The organism is Microbacterium sp. SORGH_AS_0428, from assembly GCF_031453615.1.
In the GTDB taxonomy this organism is placed as follows: Bacteria; Actinomycetota; Actinomycetes; order Actinomycetales; family Microbacteriaceae; genus Microbacterium.
In genome coordinates, this window is sequence record NZ_JAVIZT010000001.1 from 2,611,246 (window position 1) to 2,624,767 (window position 13,522).

General features: G+C 70.4%; 10 protein-coding genes, 1 tRNA gene and 1 pseudogene. 10 read left to right on the plus strand and 2 right to left on the minus strand.

What is annotated here, in order from left to right; translation table 11 throughout:
* Positions 1-28 precede the first annotated feature (28 nt).
* From QE374_RS12720 to QE374_RS12735, 4 genes and pseudogenes are all read left to right on the plus strand, one after another.
* Positions 29-1,392: pseudogene (locus QE374_RS12720) on the plus strand (flavin monoamine oxidase family protein).
* On the plus strand, positions 1,392-2,273 hold the full coding sequence (locus tag QE374_RS12725; RefSeq protein ID WP_309735409.1) for a universal stress protein: 882 nt from the start codon (positions 1,392-1,394) through the stop codon (positions 2,271-2,273). The pseudogene QE374_RS12720 and the gene QE374_RS12725 overlap by 1 nt, the downstream one beginning before the upstream one ends.
* Complete coding sequence (locus QE374_RS12730) at positions 2,270-3,817, plus strand: APC family permease (protein ID WP_309735411.1); 1,548 nt, start codon at positions 2,270-2,272, stop codon at positions 3,815-3,817. The genes QE374_RS12725 and QE374_RS12730 overlap by 4 nt, the downstream gene beginning before the upstream one ends.
* A 35-nt stretch (positions 3,818-3,852) precedes the next feature.
* Positions 3,853-5,220: an NAD-dependent succinate-semialdehyde dehydrogenase gene (locus QE374_RS12735; RefSeq protein ID WP_309735413.1), complete on the plus strand. Its 1,368-nt coding sequence runs from the start codon at positions 3,853-3,855 to the stop codon at positions 5,218-5,220.
* A gap of 42 nt (positions 5,221-5,262) precedes the next feature.
* Here the strand turns inward: QE374_RS12735 and QE374_RS12740 are convergent, their stop codons facing one another.
* A complete protein-coding gene (locus QE374_RS12740; RefSeq protein WP_309735415.1) occupies positions 5,263-8,079 on the minus strand; it encodes a hypothetical protein in 2,817 nt (938 codons plus the stop codon).
* Positions 8,076-9,893, minus strand: coding sequence for an HSP90 family protein (locus QE374_RS12745; RefSeq protein WP_309735416.1), 1,818 nt, complete (start codon positions 9,891-9,893; stop codon positions 8,076-8,078). Before QE374_RS12745 ends, QE374_RS12740 begins: the two co-directional genes overlap by 4 nt.
* A gap of 147 nt (positions 9,894-10,040) precedes the next feature.
* On the opposite strand from QE374_RS12745, the gene QE374_RS12750 reads away from it, so the two are divergent.
* The 6 genes from QE374_RS12750 (at position 10,041) to nusG (ending at position 13,509) form a co-directional block, all read left to right on the plus strand.
* A complete protein-coding gene (locus QE374_RS12750; RefSeq protein WP_309735417.1) occupies positions 10,041-10,481 on the plus strand; it encodes a pyridoxamine 5'-phosphate oxidase family protein in 441 nt (146 codons plus the stop codon).
* Positions 10,478-11,389: a hypothetical protein gene (locus QE374_RS12755; RefSeq protein ID WP_309735419.1), complete on the plus strand. Its 912-nt coding sequence runs from the start codon at positions 10,478-10,480 to the stop codon at positions 11,387-11,389. Before QE374_RS12750 ends, QE374_RS12755 begins: the two co-directional genes overlap by 4 nt.
* Entirely contained in the window at positions 11,386-11,838 is a 453-nt protein-coding gene (locus tag QE374_RS12760) for a hypothetical protein (protein ID WP_309735421.1), read from the plus strand. Before QE374_RS12755 ends, QE374_RS12760 begins: the two co-directional genes overlap by 4 nt.
* 144 nt (positions 11,839-11,982) lie before the next feature.
* A tRNA-Trp gene (locus QE374_RS12765) sits at positions 11,983-12,055 on the plus strand.
* A gap of 45 nt (positions 12,056-12,100) precedes the next feature.
* Positions 12,101-12,367, plus strand: coding sequence for a preprotein translocase subunit SecE (secE, locus tag QE374_RS12770; protein ID WP_307323145.1), 267 nt, complete (start codon positions 12,101-12,103; stop codon positions 12,365-12,367).
* Between the two features lie 53 nt (positions 12,368-12,420).
* Complete coding sequence (gene nusG, locus QE374_RS12775; RefSeq protein WP_307323147.1) at positions 12,421-13,509, plus strand: transcription termination/antitermination protein NusG; 1,089 nt, start codon at positions 12,421-12,423, stop codon at positions 13,507-13,509.
* The last annotated feature ends 13 nt before the right edge of the window (positions 13,510-13,522 follow it).

A 13,522-nucleotide genomic window follows, 5' to 3' on the forward strand; every position in this document is an offset into this window, starting at 1 on the left:
TAACACCCGAGCACCACGAAGGAGTGAGATGAGCACCACCGAGATCATCAGGGACGTCGTCGTCATCGGAGCGGGAGCCGCCGGGCTGACCGCCGCGAACGACCTCCGCAAGGCCGGTCTGTCGGTCGCCGTGCTCGAGGCGCGCGATCGCGTCGGCGGGCGCCTGTGGACCGACACGATCGAGGGCGCGATGCTCGAGATCGGCGGCCAGTGGGTGTCGCCGGATCAGCAGGCGCTCATCGACACGGTCGCAGAGCTCGGGCTCTCCACCTTCTCGCGCTACCGCGAGGGAGACAGTGTCTACGTCGGCCCCGACGGCACGGTCTCCCGCTTCACGGGAGATGTCTTCCCGGTGGCCCCCGACACGGCGGCCGAGATCGAACGCATCACCGCCGAGCTCGATGCGATGGTCGCCGAGATCGACCCCGACCGTCCGTGGGAGCACCCGAAAGCCGCCGAGTGGGACACCATCTCATGGGACGGGTGGCTGCGTTCGCAGACGGACGACGACGAGGCCGTGCGCAACCTGGCCTTCGCCACCGGCTCGGCGATGCTCACCAAGCCGACGCACGCCTTCTCTCTGCTGCAGTCGCTGCTCATGGCGGCCAGCGCCGGCAGCTACTCGCACCTCGTCGACGCGGACTTCATCCTCGACAAGCGCGTCGTGGGCGGACTCCAGCAGGTGCCGCTGCTGCTCGCGGAGCGCCTGGGCGAGGACGTGCTGCTGGACCAGCCGGTGCGCTCGCTCACCTGGGACGAGGACGGGGGGTCGTGGCCGAGGCCGCATCCGTCACGGTCCGCGCGCGCCGCGCCATCCTCGCCCTCGCGCCCGTGCTGTACCCGCGCATCTCCTTCGTGCCGCCGCTGCCGCGCCTGCAGCAGCAGATGCACCAGCACATCTCGATGGGCTTCGTCATCAAGGTGCACGCCGTCTACGACCGTCCGTTCTGGCGGGAGCAGGGCCTGTCGGGCACGGCGTTCAGCCCGTACGAGCTCTCGCACGAGGCGTACGACAACACGAACCACGGCGACGAGCGCGGCACGCTGGTCGGATTCGTCTCCGACCGCAACGCCGACGACCTCTTCCGCCTCGACGCCGCCGAGCGCAAGGAGCGCATCCTGGAATCGCTCTCGCACTACTACGGCCCTGAGGCCAAGAACCCGATCGTCTACTACGAGAGCGACTGGGGAAGTGAGGAGTGGACCCGCGGCGCGTACGCGGCGAGCTTCGACCTGGGCGGGCTCCACCGCTACGGCGCCGACCTGCGCACGGCGGTCGGTCCCATCCACCTGGCCTGCAGCGACATGGCGGGCGCCGGGTACCAGCACGTCGACGGCGCGATCCGGATGGGGCACCGCGCCGCATCCGAGATCCTCGAGGAGCTGCGCTGATGGCCGCGCCGGTGGTGGTCGGCTACACCGCGACGGATGCAGGCGCCGACGCGCTCGCGTTGGGGGCACGGCTCGCGGTGGCGACCGGGTCGGTCCTGGAGATCGTGATGGTCCTGCCGGGGGAGCGGTCGGTCATCACGCCGCCGGACGCGGGGTACGACCGGCTCGTCAGGGAGCGGGCACGGGAGTGGCTGGCCCGGGCCTCGGAGACGCTCAAGGACACCGTCGCCCACGGTCGTCACGTCCGCTACGGCGAGTCGTTCGCCGAGGGCCTCATCGCCGCCGCTGCCGAGTTCGGCGCCGGCATGATCGTGGTGGGCGCCGCGAACGGCGGGCTCCGCGGACGCCACCGTCTCGGCACCGTCGCCAACGAGCTCATGCACTCCTCCGACGTCCCGGTCGTGCTCGCTCCGGAGGGCGCCCGCGAGGTCGCCGCATCCGTGGGCGTCGAGCGGGTCACCGCCGCGATCGGTACCCGACCGGGCGGCGACGTGCTCCTGGCCGAGGCGGCGGGTCTTGCCACCGCGTCGGGTGCGCCCCTGCGGCTGCTGTCGCTCGCGACGGTCGATCTGCCGGCGGGAGTCGACACCGGCGTCATCCGACTCACCGAGGCGACGCACGCCGAGACGGTGCTCGCCCAGGCGCGCGCGTCGCTCGGCGAAGGATCCGTGGCCGACGTCGTCAGTGCACAGGGCGCGGACATCGAGGATGCGGTGTCGCAGATCGAATGGCTCCCCGGTGAGATCGCCATGGTCGGATCGAGCCGGCTGGCGCAGCCGCGGCGGCTGTTCCTGGGCTCGACGGCGGCGAAGATGCTGCACGTGCTGCCCGTTCCCATGATCGTGGTGCCACGCACCCGCAACGCAGAAGGGGCTCGATGATGAGCGCACCCGAATCACAGGCCGTCGCCGCCGAGACCGGCGGACTCTCCAAGAAGGGGCTCTCCGCGGGAACGGTGGGCCTGATCGGCGCCGTCGTCATCGGTATCTCCTGCATCGCGCCCGCCTACACCCTGACCGCGGCGCTGGGACCGACGGTCTCGGCGGTGGGCGTGCAGGTGCCGGCGATCATCCTGGTCGGCTTCATCCCGATGCTGCTGGTGGCGTTCGGCTACCGCGAGCTGAACCGGCGTATGCCCGACTCCGGCACGTCGTTCACGTGGGCCACGCGCGCGTTCGGTCCGTGGATCGGCTGGATGGCCGGGTGGGGACTGGTGGCCGCCACCATCCTCGTGCTCTCCAATCTCGCCGGAATCGCCGTCGACTTCCTGTTCCTGCTGATCGCCCAGATCAGCCAGAATCCGTCGATCGCCGACATCGCGGCGCAACCGGGGGTGAACGTCCTCGTGTGCCTCGCGTTCATGGCGGCGGCGACCTTCGTCTCGTACCGCGACATGCAGACGACGCAGAAGCTGCAGTACGTGCTGGTCGGATTCCAGGTCGTCGTGCTGGTCGTCTTCGCGGTCGCCGCGATCATCGAGACGGTGAACGGCAACGGGTTCGATGCGACGCCGTTCGACTGGTCGTGGTTCGACCCGTTCGCCGTCTCGTCGTTCAGCTCCTTCGCCGCAGGTCTCTCCCTGTCGATCTTCATCTTCTGGGGGTGGGACGTCACCCTGACCATGAACGAGGAGACGAAGGACCCCGACAAGACGCCGGGGCGGGCGGCGACCATCACGGTGCTCGTGATCGTGGCGCTCTACCTGCTTCTCGCCGTCTCGCTCATCATGTTCGCCGGTGTCGGCACGGGGGAGTTCGGACTCGGCAACCCCGACATCCAGGACAACGTGTTCTTCCACCTGTCGGGTCCGGTGCTCGGTCCGCTCGCGGCCCTCGTGTCGCTCGCGGTGCTCACCAGTTCCGCCTCGTCGCTGCAGTCGACGTTCGTGTCACCGGCGCGCACGTTGCTGGCCATGGGGCACTACGGCGCGCTGCCGGAGCGCTTCGCGAAGGTGAGCCCGCGCTTCTTCACCCCGGGGTTCGCGACGATCATCGCCTCCGTCGTGGCGTCGGTGTTCTACGCCGTCATGCGCTTCGTCAGCGAGAACGTGCTGTGGGACACCATCACCGCCCTCGGCATGATGATCTGCTTCTACTACGGTCTGACGGCCTTCGCCTGCGTCTGGTACTTCCGCAAGCAGTGGTTCGACTCGGTGCGCGCCTTCGTGTTCACGTTCCTCTTCCCGCTCGTGGGCGGGGCCATCCTCGCGGTGCTGTTCGTGACGACGCTGGTCGACTCGATGGACCCCGACTACGGCTCGGGCTCACAGGTCTTCGGCCTCGGACTCGTGTTCGTGCTGGGGGTGACCGTCATCCTCCTGGGCGTCGTGATCATGATCTGGCAGGCGGTCAAGCGTCCCGACTTCTTCCGCGGGCGCACCCTCAGCCTGGACGCGCCCGAGAGCCTGCGCCGCCGCCGGCGGTGACGGCAGAAGACTGAGACCACAACCAAGGAGGACGAATGAGCAGCGAATACGCGGTCGTGAACCCGGCCACCGGTGAGCAGCTGGCCACCTACCCCGCCCTCAGCGATGCCGAACTCGAGCAGAAGCTCGCCCAGTCCGAGCGCGCCTACCGCCGCTGGCGCGGGATGCCGGTCGCCGAGCGCGCCGCTCTCGTGCGGCGCGCCGCCGAGCTGCACCGGGAGCGTCGCGAGGAGCTCGCGGCCATCGCCGTGCGCGAGATGGGCAAGCCCCTCGCTGCGGCTCTGGGCGAGGTCGACTTCGCCGCCGACATCACCGAGTTCTATGCCGACCACGCGGAGCAGATCACGTCGGACCGTCCGATCGACATCCTCGGGGAGGGCTCGGCCGTGATCCGCCCGACGTCGCTCGGGGTGCTGCTGGGCATCATGCCGTGGAACTTCCCCTACTACCAGGTCGCCCGCTTCGCGGCTCCGAACCTGGTGCTGGGAAACACCATCCTGCTCAAGCATGCGCCGCAGTGCCCGGAGTCGTCCGCGGCGATCGAGGCGATCTACCGGGATGCGGGTCTGCCGGAAGGCGCGTACCTGAACCTCTACGCGAGCAACGAGCAGGCGGCCGCGATCATCGCCGACCCGCGGGTGCAGGGGGTGTCGGTCACAGGCTCGGAGCGGGCCGGCGCCGCCGTCGCGGAGATCGCCGGTCGCAACCTCAAGAAGGTCGCGCTGGAGCTCGGCGGATCGGACCCGTTCATCGTGCTCTCCACCCCGGATCTGGATGCCACGGTCGCCGCAGCCGTCGAAGCGCGCATGGACAACAACGGACAGTCCTGCAACGCGCCCAAGCGCTTCATCGTGGTCGACGAGCTGTACGACGCCTTCCTCGAGAAGTTCACCGCCGCGATGGCGGAGACGCCCGTGGGCGATCCCTTCGCCGAGGAGACCCTGCTCGGTCCTCTCTCCTCTCTCGCGGCCGCCGAGCGGCTCGAGGCGCAGGTCGACACCGCCGTCGCGCAGGGCGCTCGCCTGGTGACCGGCGGCACCCGTGACGGCGCGTTCTACGCGCCCACCGTGCTCACGGACGTCACGCCGGAGATGGACGTCTACCGCGAGGAGCTCTTCGGTCCCGCCGGCGTCGTCTACCGCGTCTCGGGCGAGGAGGACGCCGTGCGCGTCGCGAACGACACGAGCTTCGGGCTCGGCTCCTACGTCTACACGACGGACCCCGCGCAGGCGGAGCGTGTGGCGGATCGGATCGAGGCCGGCATGGTCTACGTCAACTGCGTGCTGGCCGATTCCCCCGAGCTGCCGTTCGGCGGCGTCAAGCGGTCCGGTACCGGCCGCGAGATGGGTCTGCTGGCGGCGGACGAGTTCGTCAACAAGAAGCTCATCCGCATCGCCGATTGAGCCGCAACGAGGGCGGGGGCGAGGATCTCGCCCCCGCCCTCGTCATGCCGGAAGCGTCGCGCGGACCTCGGCCGCCTCGGCGGGCCGGCCGAGGCTCTCCAGCACGTCACCGAGCTCGAGCGCAGCGGTCTGGCGCAGTGCCTCGTCGTCACCGGCGTGCTCGAGCGCCGCGCGGTAGAGAGCAACCGCATCCGAGGGGCGCGCCGCGCCCATCAGGATGCGCGCGGCGACGAACTCGGAACGGCCGGCGGAGGTCGCGTCACCAGCCTGGACGAAGCCGTCGGCCGCCTGCAGGGCGGTGGCTACGGCCTCGTCCGTGCGCTCAGCGGCGGCGAGAGCGCGTGCGCGCGTGTCGAGCACGTCGGCCACGAACCACGCTGCGTCGTTCGCGCGGCCGAGCTCGACCGCCTCGTCCAGCAGGGCGAACACCTTCTCGAGGTCGCCGCGCTGCTGGTGTGCCTGCGCGAGCGTGTGGAGGCCGTCGGCCAGCAGGCCCACCTGCTCGTCGTCCCCGCGCACGATCTCCACGGCCTGCGTCAAAGAGTCGATCGCGTCGTCGATCTCTCCGAAGCGACCGAGCAGCCGTCCGTGCTCCTTGAGGGCGTACGCACGCGCAGCAGGCTCATCCGCCTCCTCGTGCAGCTGCGCGACGAACTCCCAGCCGCCCAGCGCGTTGCCGAACTGTCCCGCCTGCTCGAACGCACGAGTCAGCAGCCCGACGGTGATCGCACGCGAGCCGGCGGGCTCTTCCGCGGCCGTCTCCTCCTGCAGCACCTGATCGAGCACCTCGATGGCCTCCTCGCTGAGGCCGGCGCCCAACAGGGCGCGGCCGAGCCGGAAGCGCAGATCCGTCGCCGGGGCGCCCGTGGCCTCCCGGCGCTCGGTGGCCACCCGGTAGCGGGAGACAGCCTCGACCATGGCGCCCGCATCCTCGTGCAGCGCGCCCGCGAGGAAGAAGACATCGCTCACCAGCCGGTCGTCGGCTCCCGCCAAGAGGTGGATCCGCGTGGCCTCGTCGGCGTCGGCCGCGCCGGCGGCGTACTCGGCCAGCCCGCCGCGGGTGCGGGCGCGCAACAGCAGTGCCCGCGCGCGACGTGCCTCGCTGAGCTCGTCCTCCGCGAGGAGGGCCTCCAGCAGGGCGACGGCCTCGGGCAGGTCGCCGGCCGCGGCCGTCATGTCCGCCTGCATCCAGCGCTGCGAATGCGAGGGGCCTGCCTCGCCGGCCTCGGCGAACAGCCCCGCCGCCTCGGCGAACATCTCCGCGGTGCGGCGACGGTCGTCGGGCTCGGTGGCCGTCTGATCCTTGAGCCGGAGGAAGGCGAGCGTGGCGAGCAGGTCCGCGCGCACCTCGGCGGGAGCGTCGTGGCGCTCCGCGAGCGCGCGCCGCAGGATCTGGGGTGCGTCCTCGGCCTCGGCGCCGTAGAGCAGGAGCCCCAGCTCCTCCTCCAGCTGCGCCTGTGCGACGCGCCCCGCCGCGCGGAGGGCGGCGAGTCTTGCCGGCAGCGCGGCCTGCGCCTCGTCGAGTCGACCGAGCGCGACGAGCACGGCGAGCAGCCCGTGCGTGAGCGAAACCCGCTGCTCCACGTCGGCGTCGCCCAGCGCCTCGCGGATCGCCTCGAGGGAGGCGATCGATCCCAGCTGGTGCAGCGCCAGTGCCCGCTCGACGCGCTCCGCGGGGGTGCGGGGAGCGGGAGCGGCGGACCGCGCAGCGAAGTCGTGGGAGCTGACCGGCACCTCGTAGCGCTCGGCGCCGACCGCGCGCTGTCCGGCGAGCCATGCGGTCTGCGCGTCGGTCGCGTTCCGAGCGTCGAAGGCCTGGGCGATGTTCTCGGCGGCGGCCCACATGCGCGCGGCGAGCTCGGCCGCCGGCCAGGCGCCCTCGTGGGCGCCGATCAGGGGGACGAGCGCCTCGGCGTCGGAGCCGCGCACCGCCGCATCGGGGTGACCCGCGGCAGCGACCGCATCCAACGCGACGGCGAAGGCCGCGAGGGCCTCGAGATGCGCACCGGCGTTCAGGCCGTCGTGGGTGAGCCACGGCAGATGCCGCTCGACGAGTGCGAGCGCGCGTGCCTCGTTGCCCGTGACGGCGCAGAAGACGATGTTCTTCGCGATGATCGAGAGGTTGTCGGCGTTGTCCTTCGCCAGGCGATAGCTGCGCAGGTGCGCGGCCCGTGCCTCATCCGGACGTCTCGCGTGCAGGTAGGGCAGGAGGGAGCGTGCCAGGGCGTGCTCGGGCTCCTCGCCGCAGGTGAAGCCGCCCTCGACGAGCTCCTCCACGAGGCGGATCGCCTCCGCCTCGTCGCCGGTCTCCGCGAAGAACCCGGCGAACTGGCTGCGTGTGCAGGCGTCGCAGTGGCTGTACTCGTCGCGAGGGGTGGCCTCGAGCCGGCGTCGCAGTTCGGCGGCCTCGTCGATGCGTCCCGCCGACCACGCGTCCTCGAAGCGCGCCATCAGCACGCCGCTCATGCCGTGACCGGCGCGCTCGTAGTGGGCCTGCATGTCATCGAGCACGGCCGTGATCTGCTCGGATGAGAACTCCGGCGAGCCCCGGAGGGCGCCCGCCATCCATTTGTAGTGCCACATGAGGTCACCCGCGGGCTCCAGCTCTGCGGGGAAGCGCTCGGGGTCGGCGTCGTGCTGGCCCAGGCACCACGCGAACGAGGTGAGCATCAGGTCTGTGTCGCCGCCCATGTTGGCGCTGGCGGTCTGGCGCATCCGCGCCTCGTACTCGAGGCGCTCGTCACCGCTCTCCTGCGCCAGCGCCACCGCCTGGGCGACCAATGCCCTCTCGGCGGGCCCCCAGGGTGTGCGATCGATCTCGTCGAACAGCGATCGGATGCGGGTCGCGTAACCGGTCATGATGCTCCTTCCGGGTCGGGGGTGGCGGCGAGTGCTCGCTCGAGCAGCTCTGTGAGCGAGGTGCTCATCACGGCGCGATCGCGCGGGCTGAGCGGGTGGTGGCCGGCCAGCAGCGACTGCACGTGCAGCAGACGGATGCCGCTGTCGAAGACCGCTGTGTCGCCGGCCGCGGCGAGGGCGCGGACGGTCTGGTTTGCCCAGTTCAGGCACAGTCTGGCGGCGGGCGGTGCCGCATCCGCGTCTGCTCCGGAGACGACCTTGCCCGCGCGGTCGAGGACTCCCGACCACAGTGCGCCGGCGGCGCCGCGGGCGCGTCCGCGATCGAGAGCCCGGAGCACCTGCGGATCCGCGACGAACAGGCCCGGCAGCTCCCGGCGCTCGAACGATCGCACCGAGACGTCGATGTCGCCGAGGGCAGCGCGAGCGCGTCGCTCGAGGTCGAGGGCGGCGTTGCGGTCGTCGAGCGGCGGCAGCTCGAGCCGGTCCATCTCGGCGCCGACCTCGACGCGCTCCACGGTGACCTCGGGGAAGATCTCGGGCAGGAGGCGGATGAGCTCGGCGTCGTAGAGATAGCCGCCGTCGACCAGGAGCGTTCCCGGCCGCACGATGCTTGCCAACTGACGGAACTCGTCGACGGTCTCGGCGTAGCGCACCTCGGACGAGCGGCGCACGAGCTCCTCGATCCGCACGCGCCCCGCGGTCGTCTCCACCGAGAGCCAGCGCACGATGAAGCGTGCGAGCTCGTCGTCGTGGCGAACCAGGGACTTCAGGGCGACCTCGTGGACGGCGACGAACTGGGCGAGCCTTGCCGGCTCGCGCAACGCCAGCTCCAGGATCCAGCGCCGGATCGCATCGCCGATCTCGCCGCGGGTCTGTTCGAGCGCGTCGTCGTCGACGAGCGCTTCCCGGCTGGCGGTCGGATGCAGCCCGCCCGAGTCGATGACCGCGCGCGCGAAGAACGCCCAGTCGGGGAGCAGATCGTCGGCGCGCTCGGCCAAGAGCATCCGGCGCAGGTACACGCGTGTGCTCTGGCGCGCCGAGGGCGGCGGCGCGAACGGCAGCACGTAGGCGACGCCGCGGGTCTGGGTGGCAGCGACCGTCAGCTCGATCGCATCCAGCGGTTCGACGCCGATGAGCTCGCGGCCGTATGCCAGTCGCGCCTCGAGGTCGCCGTCGAGGAAGGGTGCGGGCTCGGTCACGGTGATCTCGCCGCCGCCGGGCAGGTCCACCACGACCGAGACCGGCAGGTAGCGGCCGAACGTCTCGGCGAGCTCTCGCACCGTGGAGCCCGTGAGCAGGGCCGCGCTGTCGCTGCGGGGGGTCAGGTGCACGCTCGTCCCGACCGGCATCTCGCCGTCGAAGGGCTGCACGGCGAAGGTCCCGTCCGAGCGCCCGACCCACTCGACCGCTGGTCCTCCGGCGGCGCTCCGCGAGCGGATCACGATGGTGTCGCACACCATGAAGCACGACAGCATCCCGATCCCGAACTGACCGAGGAAGTCGCTGCGGGGAAGGTCGAAGATGTCGCGCTTGGAGCTGCGCCCCACCGTCGCCAGGAGGTCGGCGACCTCGCTCTCGGTGAGGCCGATGCCGTCGTCGCGGATGATGAACTCGGGTGCTTCCAGCCCTGCGGGTGTGATGCGGATGCGGCCGCCGCCGCCATCGAGCGCGCGACGCGCGGCGATCGCGTCGACCGCGTTCTGCAGGAGCTCGCGGAGGAAGACGCGCGGGCTCGAGTAGATGTGCCGGCTGAGCAGGTCGATCACCCCGCGAAGATCCACCTGGAACTGCTGGGGGGCCGGCACCTCGTTCACCGTCGCTCCTCGAACCTCGTCGCAGCGCCGCCCATCGGGTGGTGGGCGGCGACCGATTCAGCGTACTCCGCGAGCGCGAGCGCACCGGAGCGCCTGGGGAGAGAACGATCCCGTGCGTGCGCGGTCCGGTTGGGCCAGGATGGGCTCATGAGCGACACGACGCAGGCGGACGGGGTTCGGGTGCTGGACGAGGAGGCGATGTGGCGCCTGCTCGCCTCGCAGGAAGTCGGTCGGCTGGTCACCAGGATCGGGGACCGCATCGACGTGTTCCCTGTCGGCTACGCGCTCGACGGGCGCAGCATCCTCTTCCGCACCGCGCCGGGCACGAAGCTGCTCGAGCTCACCGCCCGTGACGAGGTGCTGTTCGAGGTCGACGACCACAGTGCGCGCGATGCGTGGAGCGTCGTCGTGCGCGGGACCGCGGCGGCCGTCGACCACTCCGACGAGATCGCGGCGCTCGAAGCCCTCGCCTCGGCGCCGTGGGCGCCCACCGTCAAGGACGTCCTGGTGCGCATCACGCCGTCGGTCACCACCGGACGCGCCTTCGAACGGCGAGCGGCCGATCCCGCCGAGGGGGCGATGGCGTGACGGTGGACCCGGCCCCGTCGGCGGCCGGATCGCCGCCCGTCCTCCCGCCGGCCGTTCCTCCCGCCGCACCGCGCCGTCGCGGCGCGGGCTGGATCATCGGACTCTCGCTGAGCCTCGTCCTCCTTCTCCTGCTCGCCGCCGGCACGGGCGGCGCCTGGCTCATCTGGCAGCAGCGGGAGCGGGTGCTCGCGTCGCGGGTGATGAGCCCCGAGCAGCAGTCGACGATCGCCGACGCGTTCGCCGCTGCCTCCGACAAGGTGACCGCCACCCAGCAGGCGACGACCGACTATGAGAGCGATCGTCGCGCCTGGGACGACGAGCACGCGCAGGTCGAGGAGTGGAAGACGAGGACCGACTCGCCGCTGCTGGCCGTGCCGAACCCCGGCGGCAGTGCCATACCCGGGCCGGACCCGGACGGGAGCGCCTTCCTCTCCTCGATCGGCGCGGACCGTGTTCAGGTCGCGTTCGATGCCGGGGACGACAACTGCGGCTACCACCTCTCCGAACGCACCGGGTACGAGATCGTCGTCGGCGGCTGCTATTCCACCCGGTATCCCAGCTGGCTGTTCCTCGCGTGGGATCCGGGCATGGAGTCGTCCGTGTGGCCTGTGTTCGTGCACGAGGCCATGCACTGGTACCAGTACCAGAACTACTATCCGGCCTTCCTCGCAGCCGACCGGGCCGGCGTCACCGACGACCAGTACGGCCCCGAGCTGGAGGCCGACGCGAGCTGTCGGGCCGTGTACGTCTACGGCATCCCGGCATCCGATTACGTCGACACCTCCTCGCCCTGCGACATCGAGGGCTGGTACGACGGCTGGCTGCTGGATCATCTCGCGTCGCTCGGCGTCCAGGTGACGGAGCCCGTGGCCTCGGACTACGAGGTGCTCGAGGTGGTGCGACCGTGAGGGCGCGCTCGGGCCTCGCCGCCGTCCCTCTACTGGCCGTGCTCGTGCTGACCGCGTGCTCGTCGGTGGATGCGGATGCGGCGGATCGCCGGATGAACGAGGTGTTCGACGATCTCGTCGCTCAGGCGTCGGCGGTGGATCCCCAGGTGCTGCGCACGCTCGAGACCGCCGCGCCGCGTACACAGGCATGTTCCCGGCCCGCCGACACCGAGCAGGTCGTGCTGACGGCGACGGGAGTCCTGGCGGTCGCCGCCGACGTCTCCGAGGCGGACGGTGTGCGAGACGACCTCGGCGAAAGCCTGGATCCCGAGGTGTGGCGACCTCTCGCCGACGCCGATCCCGGCGCGGAGAGTCAGGGCTGGATATCGGAGGACGGGGTCACCGTGACCCTGGCCTCCGACGGCCCTGCGGTGGTGATCGCGGTCTTCTCGCCGTGCCTCCCAGGGTGAGCGCGTTCGCGCCCTCGTGTGCCATGCCGTACACTTGTGCGTGCAGTTGAAGTCTGCATTCTTTCGCCGTGCCCGTCATCGGGACGACACATCCCTTCGGATCAGGTCACGGCAGGAGTGCGGGCGCGAGACCTCCGGGTCTCTAGGGCGGTAGCTCAATTGGCAGAGCAGCGGTCTCCAAAACCGCAGGTTGCAGGTTCGATTCCTGTCCGCCCTGCGCGCCAGCGCATGCTGGCACGACGTAAGCGATTCAGGTGGGTGCATGGTCCAGGACGAGCCGAAGGGCGAGGTCGTCGCCGCTGGCGGTGCCGCGCGCGAGAAGAAGCCCAACTTCTTCCTGCGCATCGTCATCTTCATCCGCCAGGTCTTCGCTGAGCTTCGCAAGGTCGTCACCCCGACGCGCAAGGAGCTGGTGAAGTTCACCGGCGTCGTCCTGGGCTTCGTCATCGTGATGATGGCGGTCGTCTACGGACTCGATGTCGTGTTCGTCTGGCTGACGACAGTCGTCTTCGGAATCCCCGGAGCCTGACATCGCGAGGCGCGGGTGTCGCCACCCGCAGACCAGAACGAGAGAGTACGTAAGTGTCTGAGAAATACACCGACGACGCCGATTGGGCGACCGCCGCCGAGCAGTCCAGTGAGGACGACGAGGCGCAGGAGGGCAACACCCTCGCCGCCGAGGAGCGCTCCGTCGAGGCCGCCGAGCACGTCGCGCTGCACATCGAGGGCGACGACGAAGACGAGGACTCGGACACCGGCTACGACGCGGATGCCGACGTCGAAGACCCCGAGGCCGACGCGATCGTGAACGACGCCCTGGAGATCGACGAAGCAGCCGAAGCCGAAGCGGCAGCCGAGGTGCTGACCGAATCGCTCGCCGAAGAAGAAGCAGAGCGCGCAGCCGAGGAGGCCGACGAAGTGACGCCCTACGACGGACCCGACATCAACGGCGAGCCGGACGCTCCCGTGCTCGACCCCGAGTTCGTGGCCGAGATCGATGACGCGGCCGCCGCCGTGGACGAGGTCGAGGAAGAGGTCGACGCGGACGCCGACCCCTACGAGGCGTTCCGTCAGGAGCTGCGCTCGCTCGAGGGCAAGTGGTACGTCATCCACTCGTACGCCGGCTTCGAGCGCAAGGTGAAGGCCAACATCGAGCAGCGCAAGTCGACGCTCGAGGTCGAGGACGACATCTACCAGGTCGAGGTGCCGATGGAAGACGTCGTCGAGATCAAGAACGGCCAGCGCAAGATGGTCACCCGCGTGCGCATCCCGGGCTACGTGCTCGTGCGCATGGAGCTCAACGAGGACACCTGGTCGGTCGTTCGCCACACGCCCGGCGTCACCGGGTTCGTCGGCAACGCCCACAACCCGACGCCGCTGCGGTTCGAAGAGGCGTTCAACATGCTGAAGAGCCTCGTCGAGATCAAGGACGTCGCCCCGGCGAAGTCCGGTGGCGGCAGCTCCGCTCCGGCGGCTGCCCGTGTCATCGCGGCAGAGGTCGACTACGAGATCGGCGAGACGATCACCATCAAGGAGGGCTCGTTCGCGGGTCTTCCCGGATCGATCAGCGAGATCAAGCCCGAGAGCGGCAAGCTCACGGTTCTCGTCTCGCTCTTCGAGCGCGAGACGCCGGTCGAGCTGTCGTTCGACCAGGTCTCCAAGATGGTCTGACCCACAGGTCTCC